This is a genomic window from Hyphomonas oceanitis SCH89 (assembly GCF_000685295.1).
GTDB lineage: Bacteria > Pseudomonadota > Alphaproteobacteria > Caulobacterales > Hyphomonadaceae > Hyphomonas > Hyphomonas oceanitis.
The window spans coordinates 139810-156237 of the sequence record NZ_ARYL01000001.1 but is presented as its reverse complement, the minus strand read 5'-3'; the positions used below and the strand labels follow the sequence as shown (position 1 = coordinate 156237).

At 62.4% G+C, this 16428-nt stretch carries 18 protein-coding genes and 1 pseudogene; 8 read left to right on the top strand and 11 right to left on the bottom strand.

Annotated features, from left to right (window positions below; genetic code table 11):
• Positions 1 to 9: 9 nt before the first annotated feature.
• The 4 genes from HOC_RS00775 to HOC_RS00760 all read left to right on the top strand — a co-directional run bounded on the left by HOC_RS00775 (position 10) and on the right by HOC_RS00760 (position 3507).
• Entirely contained in the window at positions 10 to 726 is a 717-nt protein-coding gene (locus tag HOC_RS00775; RefSeq protein ID WP_051624387.1) for a DUF6498-containing protein, read from the top strand.
• Positions 727 to 799: 73 nt separating this feature from the next.
• Complete coding sequence (locus HOC_RS00770; RefSeq protein WP_035534778.1) at positions 800 to 1429, top strand: TetR/AcrR family transcriptional regulator; 630 nt, start codon at positions 800 to 802, stop codon at positions 1427 to 1429.
• 69 nt (positions 1430 to 1498) lie between these two features.
• Positions 1499 to 2533, top strand: coding sequence for an alpha/beta hydrolase (locus HOC_RS00765; RefSeq protein WP_035534775.1), 1035 nt, complete (start codon positions 1499 to 1501; stop codon positions 2531 to 2533).
• Entirely contained in the window at positions 2530 to 3507 is a 978-nt protein-coding gene (locus HOC_RS00760; RefSeq protein WP_035534772.1) for an NADPH:quinone oxidoreductase family protein, read from the top strand. Before HOC_RS00765 ends, HOC_RS00760 begins: the two co-directional genes overlap by 4 nt.
• On the opposite strand, the gene HOC_RS00755 is transcribed toward HOC_RS00760, so the two are convergent.
• The 4 genes from HOC_RS00755 to HOC_RS00740 form a co-directional block, all read right to left on the bottom strand.
• Complete coding sequence (locus HOC_RS00755; protein WP_035534769.1) at positions 3504 to 4400, bottom strand: DMT family transporter; 897 nt, start codon at positions 4398 to 4400, stop codon at positions 3504 to 3506. The two genes, HOC_RS00760 and HOC_RS00755, sit on opposite strands and share 4 nt — an antisense overlap.
• A gap of 53 nt (positions 4401 to 4453) precedes the next feature.
• The gene (locus HOC_RS00750) at positions 4454 to 4831 is read right to left on the bottom strand and encodes an MliC family protein (protein ID WP_035534767.1); all 378 of its coding nucleotides are present in this window, start codon (positions 4829 to 4831) and stop codon (positions 4454 to 4456) included.
• Between the two features lie 80 nt (positions 4832 to 4911).
• Positions 4912 to 5739 (bottom strand): META domain-containing protein, encoded by an 828-nt coding sequence (locus tag HOC_RS00745; protein ID WP_035534763.1) that lies wholly within the window; start codon positions 5737 to 5739, stop codon positions 4912 to 4914.
• A gap of 109 nt (positions 5740 to 5848) precedes the next feature.
• Entirely contained in the window at positions 5849 to 6751 is a 903-nt protein-coding gene (locus tag HOC_RS00740; protein ID WP_035534761.1) for an SDR family oxidoreductase, read from the bottom strand.
• Between the two features lie 63 nt (positions 6752 to 6814).
• Between HOC_RS00740 and HOC_RS00735 the strand changes: the two genes are divergently transcribed.
• Complete coding sequence (locus HOC_RS00735; protein ID WP_051624386.1) at positions 6815 to 7231, top strand: DUF2147 domain-containing protein; 417 nt, start codon at positions 6815 to 6817, stop codon at positions 7229 to 7231.
• Between the two features lie 6 nt (positions 7232 to 7237).
• On the opposite strand, the gene HOC_RS00730 is transcribed toward HOC_RS00735, so the two are convergent.
• The 3 genes from HOC_RS00730 to HOC_RS00720 form a co-directional block, all read right to left on the bottom strand.
• Entirely contained in the window at positions 7238 to 7603 is a 366-nt protein-coding gene (locus tag HOC_RS00730) for a hypothetical protein (RefSeq protein WP_035534759.1), read from the bottom strand.
• Between the two features lie 171 nt (positions 7604 to 7774).
• Complete coding sequence (locus HOC_RS00725) at positions 7775 to 8149, bottom strand: hypothetical protein (protein WP_156950327.1); 375 nt, start codon at positions 8147 to 8149, stop codon at positions 7775 to 7777.
• The gene (locus HOC_RS00720) at positions 8133 to 9242 is read right to left on the bottom strand and encodes a mechanosensitive ion channel family protein (protein ID WP_162174789.1); all 1110 of its coding nucleotides are present in this window, start codon (positions 9240 to 9242) and stop codon (positions 8133 to 8135) included. Before HOC_RS00720 ends, HOC_RS00725 begins: the two co-directional genes overlap by 17 nt.
• A 104-nt stretch (positions 9243 to 9346) precedes the next feature.
• Between HOC_RS00720 and HOC_RS00715 the strand changes: the two genes are divergently transcribed.
• Positions 9347 to 10402, top strand: a complete 1056-nt coding sequence (locus tag HOC_RS00715; protein WP_035534756.1) for a methyltransferase domain-containing protein — start codon at positions 9347 to 9349, stop codon at positions 10400 to 10402.
• A 3-nt stretch (positions 10403 to 10405) separates the two neighbouring features.
• Here HOC_RS00715 and HOC_RS00710 read toward each other — a convergent pair whose 3' ends face one another.
• Positions 10406 to 11236 (bottom strand): mechanosensitive ion channel family protein, encoded by an 831-nt coding sequence (locus tag HOC_RS00710; protein ID WP_084146059.1) that lies wholly within the window; start codon positions 11234 to 11236, stop codon positions 10406 to 10408.
• Positions 11237 to 11251: 15 nt separating this feature from the next.
• A complete protein-coding gene (locus HOC_RS00705) occupies positions 11252 to 12010 on the bottom strand; it encodes a hypothetical protein (protein WP_035534753.1) in 759 nt (252 codons plus the stop codon).
• Between the two features lie 290 nt (positions 12011 to 12300).
• Between HOC_RS00705 and HOC_RS21645 the strand changes: the two are divergent.
• A pseudogene (locus HOC_RS21645) lies at positions 12301 to 12609 on the top strand (HU family DNA-binding protein); the annotation flags it as partial.
• Between the two features lie 130 nt (positions 12610 to 12739).
• On the opposite strand, the gene HOC_RS00695 reads toward HOC_RS21645, so the two are convergent.
• Positions 12740 to 14371, bottom strand: a complete 1632-nt coding sequence (locus HOC_RS00695) for a cisplatin damage response ATP-dependent DNA ligase (protein ID WP_035534749.1) — start codon at positions 14369 to 14371, stop codon at positions 12740 to 12742.
• A 94-nt stretch (positions 14372 to 14465) separates the two neighbouring features.
• Between HOC_RS00695 and HOC_RS00690 the strand changes: the two genes are divergently transcribed.
• Positions 14466 to 15080, top strand: a complete 615-nt coding sequence (locus tag HOC_RS00690) for a glutathione S-transferase family protein (protein WP_035534745.1) — start codon at positions 14466 to 14468, stop codon at positions 15078 to 15080.
• Positions 15081 to 15210: 130 nt separating this feature from the next.
• Here HOC_RS00690 and HOC_RS00685 read toward each other — a convergent pair whose 3' ends face one another.
• Complete coding sequence (locus HOC_RS00685) at positions 15211 to 16419, bottom strand: S1 family peptidase (protein ID WP_051624383.1); 1209 nt, start codon at positions 16417 to 16419, stop codon at positions 15211 to 15213.
• Positions 16420 to 16428: the final 9 nt, after the last annotated feature.

Here is a 16428-nt window from a genome sequence, read left to right as displayed (position 1 = left end):
GGGGACGGTATGAGCGAGACTGGCAGCGCCCGGTTTGCCGGGCGATTCCTTGATCCATCCCTCATTGCGCGCACCTATCGCGACCCGCTGGCCTGGATGAGCCTTGCGACGGACCTTGTGCCGATTGCGGCGATTCTCGTGTTCGGCTGGGGCGCGACGCCGCTTGTGGCGCTCTACTGGCTGGAGAACCTCATCATCGGGGCCTACACGATCCTGCGGCTTGGCGGGGCGGCGGTGGTGAGTTTCATCAACCTGGCGACGGCGCTCTTCATGATCCCGTTCTTCACGTTTCACTATGGCATGTTCTGCTACGGCCACGGCCTGTTCATCCGCAGCTTTGCCGGCGGGGAGGGGAACGGGGGCGGCGCTGCACCGATGGACCTCGTGACCTGGGCGCTTGGCAGCGGCGATGGCATGCTCTGGTTTGTCGGGCTGATCATCGTCACCAATGCCGTATTCTTCCTTGTCGACTATATCGGCCGGGGCGAGTTCCGCCGCACCGACCCGCCCGCCGAGATGTTTGCGCCCTATGGCCGGATCGTAACGTTGCATGTGGCCATCATTCTCGGCGCCTTCATCGCGATCGCCACAGACGAGCGACTGTTGGGCGTCCTGATCCTGATCGCGATCCGCGTCTTGTTCGGGATCGTGCTGTCGCTGCTCAGGCGCATGAAGCTGGATGGCGGACTGGGTAAACTGGCTGGAAAATTCGCGCAGCCCGTGTAAAAAGTTGACGCATGGTGACGGATGGGCGCATGATTGCGCCAACAGCCGTCCCATGGCGGCAAAAGGGAAGTACATGTCCAACACAGCTGATTCACTCGCCGCATCCGGCAAGCGGGCCCGTTCCAAGGCTGCCAATCGCCGCGCCATCCTGAGCGCGGGGCGCCGGGTGTTTGCGCGTATCGGGTTCGATGCGACCACCGTGCGGGACATCATCCGTGAGACGGACCTCGCCGCAGGGACTTTCTACAATTATTTCAAGTCGAAAGAGGAAGTGTTCGAGGCGATCGCCGAGGATTCGACCTATCGCTTCCGCACGCGCCTCAGCGATGTGCGGGCGCGGGCGACCACGTTCGAAGACTATATCCATCAAGCCTATCACGCCTATTTCAGCTTCGTTGCCGCCGAGAATGAAGAGGCGATCCGCATGGGCGCCCCGCACATGGCGCTGATCGGCGTGCGCGTGGATACGCCGGAAATGCTGGCCATTGCCGATGAGATCCGTTCGGACCTCGACCATGTCCTGTCGGCGGCAGGCGCACCGGTGACGGATATCGATTTTCTCACCGCTGCCGCCATCGGCATTGCGCGGGAAATGGGCGATCACATGTTGCAGCGCCGCCCGGTGGATGCAGTGGCCGCAACAAAGTTTGCCACGGCCCTTTTGCTTGGTGGTGTGCGCGAGGTCTCCGGCAAGCCGCTTTGAGGAACCGCTTGGCGGACCTTGGGTAAGGGCGGTAAGCTGGTGTGAAAACAGCAGGTGGGAGCCCGGCCAATGAGCCTTCAGCAGACAATTGCGAAACTGATATTCAAACTGCCCAATGGCATGCTGGTACGCATGGCGGGCGGCAAGCCGGTTGTGATCAACGGCAGGACGCTTGAACCGCAGCTGCAAATGGTGGCCTGGAACGGGCGCAACGCGCCGCCACTGTCGACCTTGCCAGCTGAGGTGGTGCAGGCTGCGACGCGCGAGCAGCTGAACATGCTGGCGGCCAAGCCCGAGCCGGGCGTCGCCATCGAAGACTTCACCATTCCGGGCCCTGACAAGAACCTGATCCCGGTGCGGCTCTACCGGCCGGACGATCAGGAACCCGCACATCCGCTGATGGTCTATTACCATATGGGCGGCGGCGTGATCGGCGATCTCGACACGTGCAATGCCTTCTGCTCGATCATTGCCTCGGTGGCGAAATGTCCGGTTCTGTCGGTCGACTATCGCCTTGCCCCGCCGCACAAGTTTCCGGCAGGCATTGATGATGCGCTGGAGGCCTATGAATGGGCGCTGCGAAATGCCGGCAAGTATGGCGCGCCGGAAGGCGTGGCGGCCGTCGGCGGCGACAGTATGGGCGGCAATTTCTCGGCCATCGTCGCGCAGGAAATGAAGCGGCAGGACAAACCAATCCCGGCCATGCAGCTCTTGATCTATCCGGCCGTGGACCTGGTCGAGGAATTCCCGTCGCGCAAGGATTTCGCGGGCACGTTCTCCCTTTCGACCGACACGATGAACTGGTTCATGGAGCAATACCTGCCGGAAGGCTTCGACATGAGCGACCGGCTGCTCTCGCCCGGCCAGACGGGCGACCTGAGCGACCTGCCGCCTGCCATCGTCATTACGGCTGGCCACGACCCGCTGGTGGATGAGGGCGACGATTATGCCCTCCGCCTTGGCCGCGCGGGCGTCTACGTGAAGCACAAGCGCTATGACACGCTCGCCCATGCCTTTACCGCCTTCACGGATTTCTCGCCGGGGTCGCGCAAGGCCTGCGTGGAAATCGCCGAGATGGTCCGCGACATGTATGGCCGCCTGTGAGAGCGCTTGTCTGTCATAAGATCACGGATGACTTTTCCGGGACCGAGGTGCGCGACGTGCCGATGCCGGAGCCGGGCCCCGGCGAAGTGCGCGTGCGCGTCAAGGCGGCCAGCGTCAACTTCCCGGACCTGTTGCTGACGCAGGGCAAGTACCAGCTGAAACTGGAGCCGCCCTTCACACCCGGCATGGATTTCTCAGGCATTATCGATAAGCTCGGCCCCGGCGTAACCGGCCCCTTGCGTGAAGGCACGGATGTGGCTGGCGGCGTACGGGCAGGGGCCTTTGCTGAATTCATCTGCGTGCCGGTGGAAGGCCTTCAGAAGAAGCCGCCCGCAATGAGCTTTGCCTCGGCTGCCTCTTATTCCGCAGCTTACCTCACGGCCTATGTCGCGCTGGTGCGCCGCGCAAACCTGCAGCCGGGCGAGACGCTGCTGGTACATGGCGCGAGCGGCGGCGTCGGCCTTGCGGCAGTGGATGTCGGCAAGCTGCTGGGCGCCACGGTCATCGCCACAGGCGGCTCTGACGAAAAGCTGGAGAAGGTCGTCGCGCATGGCGCTGACTATGCGATCAATGTGAACCAGGGCTTTCGCGACAAGGTGAAGACGCTGACGCACGGGCGAGGCGCGGATGTCATCTTCGATCCGGTTGGCGGTGATGTGTTCGATGAAAGCGTGCGCTGTATCGCCTTTGACGGGCGCCTTCTGGTGATCGGCTTTACCTCAGGCCGTATCGCTACGGTGTCGACCAATATGCCACTCATCAAGGGCTTCTCCGTGGTCGGCGTGCGGGCCGGGGAATATGGACGCCAATTCCCGAAGAAGGGCCGCGAGAATGTCGATACGATCTGGCAATGGGCCCGTGACGGCAAGGTGAACCCGCGCGTGCATGCCGAAGTGCCACTGGAAGAGGCGATGGATGCCTTCGCCATGCTGTGGGATCGCAAGGTTGTCGGCAAGGTCGTGGTGACGCCCTAGGCGGACCAGAGGACGAGGCCGACAATCCCGGCGGCCACAAGCAACACGCCGAATATTTCGCGGGCAGTGACGCGTTCCCTGAACACGAAGATCGACGCGCCGATCATGAAGAAGACTTCGACCTGGCCCAAGGCCCGTACGAGCGCGGCGTTCTGCAAGGTGAAGGCCGTGAACCAGGCGAGCGAGCCCAGCATGCCGACAAGACCGACCCAGGCCGCGCTGCGCCAGCTGGCGAGCAGGCGAAGGGTCTCGCCCGGTTCGCGCAGGCGCAGGAAGGCAAGAATGGCGACGGCCTGAAAGCTGGTCACGAAGGCGAGGGTGACTGTCGCGCGCAGGAACACGCTGCCATCGGCCAGCGACAGTGAGGCGCCGCGATAGGCCACCGCCGAGAGGCCGAAAAGGCCGCCCGCCGCAATGCCGATCAGCGCCTTGCGATCAAGGAAATTGCGTCGGCCTTCCGCATCTGCCGGGATCGAGATCAGGATCACGCCGACAAGGCTGATGAGGATGGCGATCGAAACCGCCAGCGAAAGATGATCGCCCAGCAGGACAATGCCGAAAAGGGCCGTCTGGATCGGCTCTGTCTTGGTGAAGGCCGTCGCGACGGTGAAGTTCTTGTGGGAGAAGAGATGGATCAGCATGCCCGTCGCAAGGATTTGCGCGAGTCCGCCCGCCATGCCGCTCAGCATGAAGGTGATGTTCAGGGGAGGGGCCTTGGCGCCTGTGGACAGCAGGAGGCTGCAAAGCAGCGCCAGCGCCAGGGGCGCAGCATAGACAAACCGGGCCGCCGTCGCCCCCCATGTCGAAAGCGTGGCGCGCAGCTTCTTCTGCAGCGCAGACCGCAGGTTCTGCAGGAACGCTGCTGCAATGGTTATGGGGATCCAGATTTCCATCCGGCGCTTGGACAGCAGCCGGATGGATTTGTCAAAGGTGGGTCAGGGTGCCTTTAGCGCACCCGCGTACATTGGGGGAAAGTGGTCGTGCCCTGTTGCAGCACGGCATAACGGCCCTGGTCCCAGAAGACGACGCGCGACGGACCGATGCCCGATTGGTAACGCATGCCCTTGTCGGCCTCAACCTGTTGCAGCTGGTGCACTTCGCCGTTGAACATGACGGTCGCGATCGTGCCGACGACGCTCGCTTCAAGCTGAAGCGCGCCACATTCATAATAGGGAGAGATCACGTCAGAGCTATACGGCGCTGCATAGGCAGGATCGTTCGCCATGCGCATATCGCCTTGTTGTGAGGCCGAAGGCGGCGTGACGGCGCAGGCGGCAGCTGTGGCGGCGAGCGTGAGTGCGGCGAATGTGCAGGCGCGTTTCATGACGTATCTCCGGTTTTCTATTTGTCCGGGGGAACAGCGGGCAGGCAGCGGAATGGTTCCGCCGCCTGCACAGCGTTCGCCTAGCGGCGGGCCGTGATCGTGTCGCCATTTGGCGCATAGATGACCAATGCGCCATCCTGCGTGATCGTGTACTGGCGCGCACTGCCGATGATGTCGGTAAAGGCGCGTTCCTGGTTCATTAGGGCCGGTGGGCAGGCCTTGCGGGTCATCACCATCTCGGTGAAGCGCAGATCCTGGCCAGTGGCAGCATAGCCTGCGCTGAACGTGTTGCAGCTGGCATTGCCGGTGACGCGGCCATTGCTGTCAAAGTTGATCGAGGCACGCGAGAAGTCGATCACGCCTTGGCGCGAGATGTCTTCCACGACCCATTCAGGCCCACTCAGCATCGCGCCATAGCCGGGATTGGCCGGATAGGGGCTCGCGTCAGGATAGGGCGCCGGATAGGCGTTGCCGGGCGTGCCGCTGACAAGGAAGAGCGTGCCCATGTCGGTATAGGGGCCATAGAGATCGACCGGATAGACTGTGTCGGTTGTCCAGAATAGTTCGCCGGCGGGGCTGCGGATTGTGGCCCGCAGTGTGTAGATGCCGTTCGGGTCAAGGTCGCGGTCATCAACCGTAATGTTGAAGGGTACCGGCACTTGCGCCGTTCCAAGATTCATCATGGCTTCCGCAACAATCGTGGCGGGGACATCCATGCGCGATGTGTCGCTGATCGTGACGGTCGCCGTGCTGCCAGCAGGCAGCGCGATACGCTCGCGATAGGTCAGCTGGCCGGTAACGACGTGTTCTGTAATCTGGTTTTGGGCCGGGTATTGGGTCGGCGTGGCGGCGCAGGCGACGGCCATTGTGCCGAGCGCGACGGAGGCGAGGAGGGTGGTGAGTTTCATGGCGGCGTTTCCCTTTGATGGACTGTCGGGAGGCCGCGTTCTTGCTATGCCAGCGCGCGAGTCCCGTTCGCAGATGCCAACGGCCCTGCGAACGGAAGGTTCCGCGTGCCTACACCGTGCGCTTCGCCTTGTCGGCGTCATTGGTGGCGGTGATGGCGTCCTTGGCGGCTTGCCATTCTGCGTCCCCCCAGGCGGTGAGCTGGGCGAAGTTGCCGCCGGACGCATTGTACATTGCGCCGTCAATGGCGATGGTCTGGCCGTTGATGTATTCGGCGCCGGGGCCCATCAGCAGCACGGCGAGATTGACCAGTTCGTGCATCTCGCCAACACGGCCCATCGGGTTTGCCGCGCCTGAATCCATGCGCTTGGCGCCTTCGGCATCGGGCGAGAGACGTTTCGACATGCCCTCGGTGGGGAAGGGGCCGGGCGCGATGGCATTGAAGCGCAGGCCATAGCGGCCCCACTCGACGGCGAGGCTTTGCGTCATCGTGTTGACGGCGGCCTTGGACATGGCGGAAGGGACAACGAATGGTCCGCCATTCCACACCCATGTCGTCAGGATGGAGATGACATTGCCCCGGTTGCCGCCCTTGATCCACCGCTTGCCGATATCCTGCGTCATGTAGAACGTGCCACGGAACACGATGTTCGAGATCGCATCGAAACCGCGGATCGAGAGGTCTTCCGTGCGCGAGATGAAGTTGCCGGCCGCATTGTTGACGAGGCCGGTGAGGGGCCCGTGCTTGGACCAGATCGCATCATTCATGTCGGTAATGGCTTCAGCCACGCGGATATCGCACGCATGCGGCACGACCTTGCCGCCATGTTTCTCCATCAGTTCCTTGGCGGTCTCTTCACATACGCCGCCGCGCCGGCCGCAAATGTGGACTTCGGCGCCGAGCTTGAGGAAGCCTTCGGCCATTTCCTTGCCGAGGCCGGTGCCGCCGCCCGTGACGAGGATGCGTTCACCCTTCATCAGGCCATCGCGGAACATCAATTGTGACGTATCCATCAGTGTTCTCCCTGGTTGAATTCTGTTATGGACCATAGCTCCAATGGAGCTGGAGGAACGACCATGAAACCCGTCATTTTTGCATTTGTCTCCCTTGCCCTCGCGGCAGGATATGCCGCTGCCGACCCTCTCGATGTGTACGGCACCTACGCGACCGAGGAAGAGAACTCGCACATCCAGATTGCCGATTGCGGCGACGGCACGCCCTGCGGCACGATTGTCTGGATCGACCCGGCGAGCGTCACGGAGGGCAAGACGCCTGCAACGGCCACAGATGCAGACGGCAAGAAAATTCTCGGCCTGACCATGCTGGAAGGCTTCAAGAAGACCGCCAAGGGCTGGGCTGACGGGACGATCTACAATCCGAAGGAAGGCAAGACCTACAGCTCCAAGATGAAGCTGCTGGATAGCGGCATTCTGGAAGTGAAGGGCTGTGTCGGCTTCCTCTGCAAGACGCAGAACTGGAAACCGGTGGGCTGAGGCGGGCTACGCGCGGTTGCGGGCTCGCAGGATGCTAATGGCCATGTGCCAGAGCAGGTAGACTGGAAGGCAAGCCAGTCTCCAGACGATCCAGACAGGTATAAGTACGAGTAGGCCGATCCACATCATTCCGAGTGTGCCCCTAACGAAGTGGGAATGAGTGAGACTACCGAATGCATCGAGGTAGTTTGCCGCATATGTAACAAAGACGTGCGGGTTTTCCTGTTGGGTGGCTGCAGATGACAAGCCGACGAAGACCACGCCGACTGGCACACAGATTATGACGAACCAGAACAGGCTGATGCTCGAAAAATTGAATACCCAGGCAAACACGAAATCAAGCAGCGCTATGATTGCGGGCTGCCTCGGCATTGATTCCTCTGTGACAGCCGTATCTTTTTCCCGCCGTTCCAAGATCGACTCTTTCAGTATTCCGCCCCTGGATCATCTAGGGTGTAACTAGAAATAGAAGATAAAGCTCAAGAAAGCCTTTCCCATAATTCCGCAATTCTCTGGTAGTGGTTTGCTGGAAGGGGACAGTATTCACTTCCGGAAGGGCAGGCTGACCAGCCGCCAGAGTATCCAGACGGGCAGCATGATGCCGGCGCCGGCAAGGGCGGGCTTCCAGAAATTCTGCAGGGCCCAGCCGGCGGCGGCGAGCGTCTGGCGCACAATGGCGCCAATGGCGGCAGGAATATCGACGTCCGGCGAGGACGGGTCGAAATTCGAGGCGAGCACGACAAAGCCGACGAGGATGCAGAGCGCGACCAGCTTGATCCAGCCCCATACGCCAATACCGAAGAGGCGCTTCAGGATCGGACGGGGCGGTTCCTTGACGGGTTTCGGGGGCGGCGCCGGTTCGGCGGGCGGCGGTAGCGGTTCTACAACAGGTGGTTCGCTCTCATTCATCTTCCGCATTGTCTAGCACAGGATTGCCCTTGTAGGCGACATTGACCTGGTGCGGGTAGGGGATGGTGATGCCTTCGCGGTCGAACGCTTCCTTGACGGCCTTGGTCAGGTCGGCGCGTACCTGCACGAATTCGGGCGTCGCCACCCAGGCGCGCAGGCGCAGCTTAACACTCCAGTCGGCCAGCGCATGCACGCCGACCCATGTGTCTGCCTTGGACAGCACGCGCGGATGATCATTAGCGAGGTCCAGCAGCACTTGCAGCGCGTGGTCCATGTTGTCGTCATAGGAGATGTCGAAATAGAGGTCGAAACGGCGCCGCGTCTGGCGCGTGTGGTTGATCAGGGGATCGGCCCAGATCATATTGTTGGTGACGATGACGACCTTGTTGTCGATCTGTTTCAGCGACGTTGTGAAGGGCGAAATATCGGTCACTTCACCTTCCAGATTGGCAAGGCTGACATAGTCGCCGATCCTGAAAGGGCGGAGGATGGCCAGCATGACGCCTGCTGCAACGGATTTCATCGTGTCCTGCAGGCCGAGGCCGATGGCGAGACCCATGGCGCCAAGCACGGCCGCGAGGGATGTGGTCGGGAAGCCGAGCTGCGTCAGCGCCGTAACGATCGCGATGGCGAAAATCAGGTATTTCACCATTGAGCCGGCAAAGGCGAACAGGGTGTCGTCTGCACCCGTGCGACGGTGGGCCTTGCCGCCGAAATTGCGCAGCGAACGCGCGATCCAGTTGGCAAAGAGGATGGCGACCACAAGGATGACCATAGCCGCAATGGCGCCTGCGCCACGCTCTTCGATCATGCTGCGCCAGTCATAACCCGCCAGGCCAAGCGGCAACGGCGACATAAGGATCAAGGCGAACATGCGCGCAACGGAGGCGCCAAGGTCCCAACTTGACCCCTCGAAATCATGATCCTTCGGAGTCACGATCTTGCCGACCAGCACGACCAGCCACTTCACCCCAATTGCAACAATCCAGATTGCCACAACGGCGGCCAGCACAAGCGCCCATTTCAGGACCTGTGGTTCAGCGGCCTGCGCCCAGGCGGGCCAGCCAGTCATGTCGATCTCGGGCATCATGATCGCACTCATGTCACGCGCCGGGGCGGGCTTCAACTGAACTTTCACGCATAGGTGACTGGTGAAACAGCCACACTTGCGGCAGGTGGAAGGCAACAGAGCGCAGGAGCCATCGCATGAACAAACAGGTCGTCCAGCAATATTACGGAGACATCCTGCAATCTTCATCGGACCTGCGCACAGATGCCTGCACCACCGATGCAGCGCCGCCGCTGCATGTGCGCAAGGCACTGGGCCGTGTGCATGACGCGGTTTCGGCGCGCTATTATGGTTGCGGACTGGCCATTCCGGCGCAGCTTGAAGGGCTGCGCGTGCTGGACCTTGGCTGCGGGGCAGGGCGGGACGTCTATGCGCTGGCCAGTCTTGTCGGCCCGAACGGCCATGTCACGGGCGTGGACATGACCCCGGAACAGCTGGCCGTCGCCCGCGAGCACGAGGCCTGGCATGCCGAGGCGTTCGGCTATGACAGACCCAACACGACCTTTATTGAAGGTGAGCTTGAGAAGCTGGACGCGCTGGATCTGGAAGCAGGCAGCTTCGACCTCATCATCTCCAATTGCGTGATCAATCTTTGCTCCGACAAGCCAGCCGTGTTCCGCGCCGCGCACCGCCTGCTGAAGCCGGGCGGCGAGCTTTATTTCTCGGACGTCTATGCCGACCGTCGCATTCCGGCGGACCTTGTGAAGGACCCGGTCCTCTATGGCGAATGTCTGTCTGGTGCGCTCTATTGGGGCGACTATCAGGCGGTGGCCATGGCGGCAGGCTTTGGCGACCCGCGCGTGGTGGACCATCGCCCGCTGGCGATCCTCGATCCGGAACTGAAAGCCAAGGTTGGTCAGATCCGCTTTGCCTCCGTCACTGCGCGCCTGTTCAAGCTGGAGGGGCTGGAGCCGGCTTGCGAGGATTACGGACAGGCGGTGATCTATCGCGGCGGCGTGGAAGGCATGGAGGACGTGTTCATTCTCGATGCCGAACACGCCATCGAGCAGGGGCGCGTGTTCCCGGTGTGCGGCAACACGCTGGCCATGCTGATGGAAACACGCTTTGCATCCTACTTCGACGTGGTGGGCGCAGGTGACAGGCATTTTGGCCTGTTCCCCGGATGCGCGGCGCCGGACGTGTTCGCACAGGGCGATGTGCCGGCGGCCGCACCGGTGGGCGGGTGCTGTTGAGGTCTATTCCTTGTTGACGTTGACCTGGTGCGGATACGGGATCGAGATGCCGGCTTCGTCCAGGGCGTTCTTGACGTTCTGGATCAGCGACCACCGGACTTCCCAATAGTCCGGCGTATTCACCCATGGCCGGGCAATGATGTCGACGGAGCTTGAGTTCAGCTCGCTGACCCGCACCACCGGGGCAGGGTCCGCCAGCACGCGCTTGTCGGCCTTTATGACGCTCTCGATCACGTTCATCGCGTTTTCCATCCCGTCGCCATAGTCGATGCCGAAGACGAGATCGATGCGGCGTGTCGGGTAACCGGCATAGTTCTTGATGATGCCATCTATGGCCTGGCTGTTGGGCACGATGACCTGCACATTGTCGGGCGTGGCAAGGATTGTCTGGAAGAGATTGATCTCCTTCACCGTGCCACCTTCGCCGGCCACTTCGATATACTGGCCGACGCCGTAAGGGCGGAACAGCATGATCATGATGCCGGACGCGATATTGCCAAGCGCGCCCTGCAAGGACAGGCCTATGGCCAGGGTCATGGCACCGAGGATGGCGACGAAGCTGGTCGCCTGAACCCCGAAGAGTTGCAGCGCGGCGATCAGCGTGGCGGCCGTCATGAACCAGCGCACGAGCGAGGCGAAGAAGCTGCCCAGCGTCTCGTCTATGTTCGGACGCTTGATGGCCTGCTTGCGGACGAAGCTGGCCATGGCACCGGAAATGCGCAGGCCGATGATCAGGACGAGGAAGGCGCCGAGCGCTTTCAGGCCATAGCCTGCGAGGGCCGGCCAATGTTCCTCGAACTGGGCTTGCCAGTCGATATTATTCAGAAAGTCCATGAAATGCTCCAGATGTCAGGCGGCCTGCACAGCGCCATGGGCGCCGCGCGTCAGCCGCAGAGAGAGGACGATGACAGTAACCACGCCCGTCATGATGGCGAGCCAGTTCATGTCCGTGATCGTCCAGTTGTTGAGAAGGATACCGAGCAGGCCCCAGCCGAGTGCAACGTAGAACCAGAGGCTACGGCTGATGAAACGGGTAAAGACCCACGCGGCCAGCGCGGCGGGCACGAGCGTGGCCCAGAGCATGAGCCATGGCTGGTCCGTCGCGCCGAGGTTTGAGAAATGGCGAATGGTGAGCGGGATGGAAATGGCGGCGGCCACCGTGATCCAGCCGGAGAGGAGGCCGGTGGCCATGTCCGCCGTGAGCTTGGCGATGCTGCCGCCCATCCCGCGCATGCGGTCGAACTGCCAGGCGGACACCCAGGCTGCGGCAACAATCGGAAACAGGAGCACGAAGTCCAGCGGTTGGGACATGATCAGTTGCGCGCTCAGCATCCAGACCACGTTCATCAGGCCCGCAATGGCGAGCGGCATGGCAATGCGTTCCATCCACGGCTCACGGCGCAGCAGCAGGAACAGCGCGAAAGCGAGATAGGCGGCGAAGATTACGCTCCAGATCGAAAAGAAGACCGGCAGCGGTTGCTCCGGCGCACCAAGGTCACGCGTCGCATTTCCGATCGGCGTACCGATTCCCGCCAGCGGCGCCAACGCGCCCGAAAGCGGCTGCAGCAGCGCAAGGAGAATCAGGATGAAGGGCCGTTGTTTCTGCATAAGGGCTGATATGTACCTCAAAACGCGCCTGTCCACGTCGCCCAACTGAAAAAAGTTTGATGCAGGAAGACGAATTGGCGTTATACGCCGACGCCTCTGCGGAGATTCAACAAAGGAATTTGCTCATGGCAATCAAACCTGCGGCCAAGAAGGCCGCTGCGAAACCTGCAGCCACCAAGGCGGCTGTCGCGAAAAAACCTGCGGCCACGAAAGCGGCTGCAAAGCCTGCCGCGAAAGCCAAGCCTGCTGCAAAAGCAAAACCGACTGCAAAAGCCGCTGCGAAACCAGCTGCTGCACCGGCCAAGGCTGCAACGAAAACGGCAACGACCGTCACACTGCGTCAGATGTCTGTCGACATGGCAGAGACCCACGGTCTCACCAAGAAACAGTCGCAGGAAATCTTCGACGACATGGCGACACAGATCACGAAACGCCTGAAAAAAGGCGAGCGGATCCGTATCAACGGTCTCGGCACGCTGGAAGTGCGCAAGCGCCCGGCACGCATGGGCCGCAACCCGGCAACGGGCGAAGCCATCAAGATCAAGGCTTCGAAGAAAGTCGCCTTCCGCGTTGCGAAGGAACTGAAAGAGACCGTCTGATAACGGATTTCTTTTTGAGCTGATTTGAAAGGGCTGGCCCGCAGGGGCTGGCCCTTTTTTAATGTGCTTGAGGCTGTTCGCCGCTCGCGCGGCGGCCTCTGCGCCTGCGCCTTGCTTGTGTTGGCCGTCTTTATTGACCGTGCTCGGCGAGCAGCGCTTCAAGCGTTTCGATCCGGTCGGCTTCGGCGGTTGGCTTGTCCCAGCGGATGCGGTTGATGCGCGGGAAGCGCATGGCGAGGCCGGACTTGTGGCGCGGCGAGCGCTGCAGGCCTTCAAAGGCCACTTCCAGCACAATGCCCTTCTCCTTGTTCGCCGTGACCGAGCGCACCGGCCCGAACCGGTCGATCGTATTGGCGCGCACAAAGGCGTCGAGCTGTTTCAGTTCCTCATCGGTAAAACCGAAATAGGCCTTGCCCACCGGGGTCAATTCGTCTGCGTCATCCTTCTCGCGCCAGACGCCGAACGTGAAATCGGAATAGAAGCTGGAGCGTTTGCCATGCCCACGCTGGGCATACATCAGCACGGCGTCGACGAGATAGGGATCGCGCTTCCATTTGTACCACAGACCCTTGGGCCGCCCGGCGAGGTACGCACTGTCCCAGCGCTTCAGCATCACGCCTTCGATTTCCGGGGCAGGGGGATCAAGCCGTGCATCATCCAGCTTTGCCAGCGTGGTGATGGGCACGAGCGGCGACAGGTCGAACCGGTCACTCTCGATTGTGAGGATGAAATTCTCCAGCCGTTCGCGGCGTTCGCGGAAGGTCAGCCCCCGCACGTCGCGCCTGCCATCGACCAGAAGGTCATAGGCGCGGATGAAGGCCGGATGCGTTTCCATTTGTTTCTTCGAGACGGTCTTGCGGTTGAGACGCTGCTGCAATGCGTTGAAGGGTGCGACCGTGCCATCGGGATTGCGCACCAGCAGTTCGCCGTCGAGCGTGCCTTCAAAATCCATCGCGGCCACCACATCCGGGAAGGCGTGCGAAATGTCATCGCCCGTGCGCGTATAGATGCGCCGCGTGCCGCGTTCGGCGGACGCCTGCACGCGGATGCCGTCATACTTCCATTCGGCGGCGAAGGCCTCGGCAGTGATGTGCGCGGGGTCGACGGCATCCGGATTGTCCCGGTCGGCCTTTGGCACCAGCGGGTGGGCGAGCATGACCGGACGGAAGGGCGCGGCGATATCGGGGCTGGGACGTTCGGCGCGGTCTTCGAGCCAGGCGAAGAGCGATTCATAGGGCGGCGCGAGGCCGTGCCAGATCTCCTCGATCTCCGTCACGTCCTTGTTGCCGAACTCCGCCAGCGCCAGCTTGGCGAGCCGCGCGGAGACGCCGATTCGCAGGCCGCCGGTCAGCAGCTTGAGGAAGGCCCAGCGGCCCGTGGCGTCGAGGCCGTCGAGCCAGCCGGCGACAAGGCGGGGTGTCTCGGCGCGCGTCGCCTCGTTCAGCGTTTCGACAATGTCCGATAGCGGCGGCGTGCGATTGGCGCCGCGCGTGTCGGGCCAGACGAGGCTGACCGTTTCGGCGAGGTCGCCGACATAGTCGTAGGAAAGCGCGAGCAGTTCGGCGTCCATCCGCCCGTCCATGAGGGAGCGGATCATGGCGGGCTTGGCGTTCGGAATGTCGAGATCGCCCGTGATCGCGCCGAGGGCATAGCCGCGGTCCGGGTCGGGCGCAGCGGCGAAATAGGCTGCCATCAGGCGCAGCTTGCCGTTGCGGGAAGGCGTCAGGACCAGTCGGTCAAGGAGTTCGGCAAAGGCTTGCATGCAGTCCTACATAGGGCCAAACAGGGTTCATGACAGCGTCGGAAACAGGCGCGCAGCCGCTAATGGCCCATACGTCTCAAAGGGAAATTCGTTCATGACGCTCAAGCTTCACCATCTCAACGCCTCGCGTTCGCAGCGCATTGTCTGGCTGCTGGCCGAACTCGGCGTGCCGCACGAGATTGTCCACTACAAGCGCAATGCCGTGACAAACCTCGCGCCGCCGGAGCTGCTGAAGATCCACCCGATGGGCAAGTCGCCGCTGCTGGAAGACGGCGATGTCGTGATCGCCGAGACGGGCGCCATCGCGGAATACCTGATGGGCAAGTATGATACCGACTATCACCTGCACCCGCGCCCCAGCTCGCCGGAATTCCCGCGCTATCTCGAATGGCTGCACGCCGCCGAGGGGGCCATCTTCCTGCCGGGCCTGCTGCAGGTCTATTTTGCCCGCGTCGACATGACGGGCAATCCGGCCAAGGAAATGATGGCGGCAGAACGTGAGAAGGCGGCCAGCACGATCGAGGCGCACCTCGCCAGGTATCCGTACTTCGCAGGGGAGCGCTTCACGGCAGCCGACTGCCTGATGGGCTTCCAGATCCTGATGTCGGATGCGCAGGGCGGCCTCGCGAACCGGCCCGCAACAAAGGCCTGGTTCGAGAAGATGAAGGCGCGCCCTGCCTATCAGAAGATGCTGGAAGTGGGCATCTAGGCAGGGGCCGGGATTCGCCGCCCCTGCCTGCGCAGGGGACACGGAAACCATGTTACGGACCTGAATTTCGAATACCCCATACCTCCTGAAGCCGTGTCCCCTGCGGAGGCAGGGGCGCGGCGGGGCGGCACTATTTGCACACGTCCGGATTGGCATCGCAGAGCGCCATGACCGAGCTCATCCAGCTCGTGTAGCCCTGCAGGTTTGTGTAGCGGCCATTATAGTCGCCGGCGCAGAACTCGCCGGTGGCGCGGTTCTGTTCGACGACGGAGAGCACGCCGACAACGGTCTTTGAGCCATCTGCCTCTGCGACGTAGAGCGGGCCGCCGCTGTCGCCGATGCAGGGGCCTGCGCCGCCTGCGCTGGCGACGTTTATCAGGGATGGCCCGTCAGCGGTGATCTTCAGCTGTGTCGACATCAGGTCGTTCGACAGGTTGCCGCCGTAGTGGGTGAGGCCCCAACCGGCCATGTCGGCCATGGGATAATTGGCGGGCGCCAGTGGCTTCTGCGTGGCGCCGTAGCGGGCGACGGGCACATCGGCGATGGGGGCGATCTGGGCGTCGTCGAGGCGGATCAGGGCGAGGTCATTGGCGTAGCCATTGGACGTCCCGAGATAGCCCGCATGGCAGACGGCGACCGTGGCGCTGGTGACCTTGGCGAGGGGGCTACGGATATTGGCGGCGTCGCCGATGAGGCGGAGTTCCTGGTAGTCGTCGTCAACGCAATGGGCGGCGGTGACGAACCAGTTGGGGGCGATGCGCGTGGCGCTGCAGTGGCCACTGGTGATTGTGCCGTCGGGCTGGGGCGTGCGGGGCTCGAGCTTCACGATGCCGGGGAAGCTGGCGAGACTGGCGGCGAGGCCGTTGACGGCTTCGGGCGCGGCGAGGGTCTCGTCCTGTATCGTGGCGCCGGAAACTGCAGCAATCGTTGGGGTTGGCGGGCTGCCGGCAGGGCGGCCACAGCTGGCGGCATTGAGCGATGCGAGCGTGATTTCGGGCACCTGAACGGCAAGGGCCATGCCGCCCACGGATTCGGGCTGCAGGGCGGCTTCGTCGGGTATTTCCGGACCGCTTTCCGGGACTTCCGTGTCCGTTCCGGGGGCGTTCGCGGGTACTTCCGAGTCCGTTGTGGTGGTACTCGCTGGGGTTTCGGGCACCACTTCGACGGAACTCGTGACGTTCTCGTCGAAGAGGTCGCTCGGTAGCTGGTCGAGCGTGCCGGACGTGTCGTCCGATTTCTCGGCGGCGGTCTCTGGCGGGTCACCCGGCAGGCGGATGGCGTCGCAGGCCGTGAGCGCGAATAGGGCGGCTGTGGCCGCGAGGAGGGCTGGGTGTTTCATGTCGTCCCC

Bases quoted from the DNA above. Each gene is read 5' to 3' on its own strand.
- HOC_RS00690 (WP_035534745.1), top strand. From the start codon at position 14,466: ATGACGCTCAAGCTTCACCATCTCAACGCCTCGCGTTCGCAGCGCATT.
- HOC_RS00770 (WP_035534778.1), top strand. From the start codon at position 800: ATGTCCAACACAGCTGATTCACTCGCCGCATCCGGCAAGCGGGCCCGT.
- HOC_RS00710 (WP_084146059.1), bottom strand. From the start codon at position 11,236: ATGGACTTTCTGAATAATATCGACTGGCAAGCCCAGTTCGAGGAACAT.
- HOC_RS00695 (WP_035534749.1), bottom strand. From the start codon at position 14,371: ATGCAAGCCTTTGCCGAACTCCTTGACCGACTGGTCCTGACGCCTTCC.
- HOC_RS00735 (WP_051624386.1), top strand. From the start codon at position 6,815: ATGAAACCCGTCATTTTTGCATTTGTCTCCCTTGCCCTCGCGGCAGGA.
- HOC_RS00755 (WP_035534769.1), bottom strand. From the start codon at position 4,400: ATGGAAATCTGGATCCCCATAACCATTGCAGCAGCGTTCCTGCAGAAC.
- HOC_RS00730 (WP_035534759.1), bottom strand. From the start codon at position 7,603: ATGCCGAGGCAGCCCGCAATCATAGCGCTGCTTGATTTCGTGTTTGCC.
- HOC_RS00715 (WP_035534756.1), top strand. From the start codon at position 9,347: ATGAACAAACAGGTCGTCCAGCAATATTACGGAGACATCCTGCAATCT.
- HOC_RS00745 (WP_035534763.1), bottom strand. From the start codon at position 5,739: ATGAAACTCACCACCCTCCTCGCCTCCGTCGCGCTCGGCACAATGGCC.
- HOC_RS00775 (WP_051624387.1), top strand. From the start codon at position 10: ATGAGCGAGACTGGCAGCGCCCGGTTTGCCGGGCGATTCCTTGATCCA.
- HOC_RS00685 (WP_051624383.1), bottom strand. From the start codon at position 16,419: ATGAAACACCCAGCCCTCCTCGCGGCCACAGCCGCCCTATTCGCGCTC.
- HOC_RS00750 (WP_035534767.1), bottom strand. From the start codon at position 4,831: ATGAAACGCGCCTGCACATTCGCCGCACTCACGCTCGCCGCCACAGCT.
- HOC_RS00705 (WP_035534753.1), bottom strand. From the start codon at position 12,010: ATGCAGAAACAACGGCCCTTCATCCTGATTCTCCTTGCGCTGCTGCAG.
- HOC_RS00720 (WP_162174789.1), bottom strand. From the start codon at position 9,242: ATGAGTGCGATCATGATGCCCGAGATCGACATGACTGGCTGGCCCGCC.
- HOC_RS00765 (WP_035534775.1), top strand. From the start codon at position 1,499: ATGAGCCTTCAGCAGACAATTGCGAAACTGATATTCAAACTGCCCAAT.
- HOC_RS00740 (WP_035534761.1), bottom strand. From the start codon at position 6,751: ATGGATACGTCACAATTGATGTTCCGCGATGGCCTGATGAAGGGTGAA.
- HOC_RS00725 (WP_156950327.1), bottom strand. From the start codon at position 8,149: ATGCGGAAGATGAATGAGAGCGAACCACCTGTTGTAGAACCGCTACCG.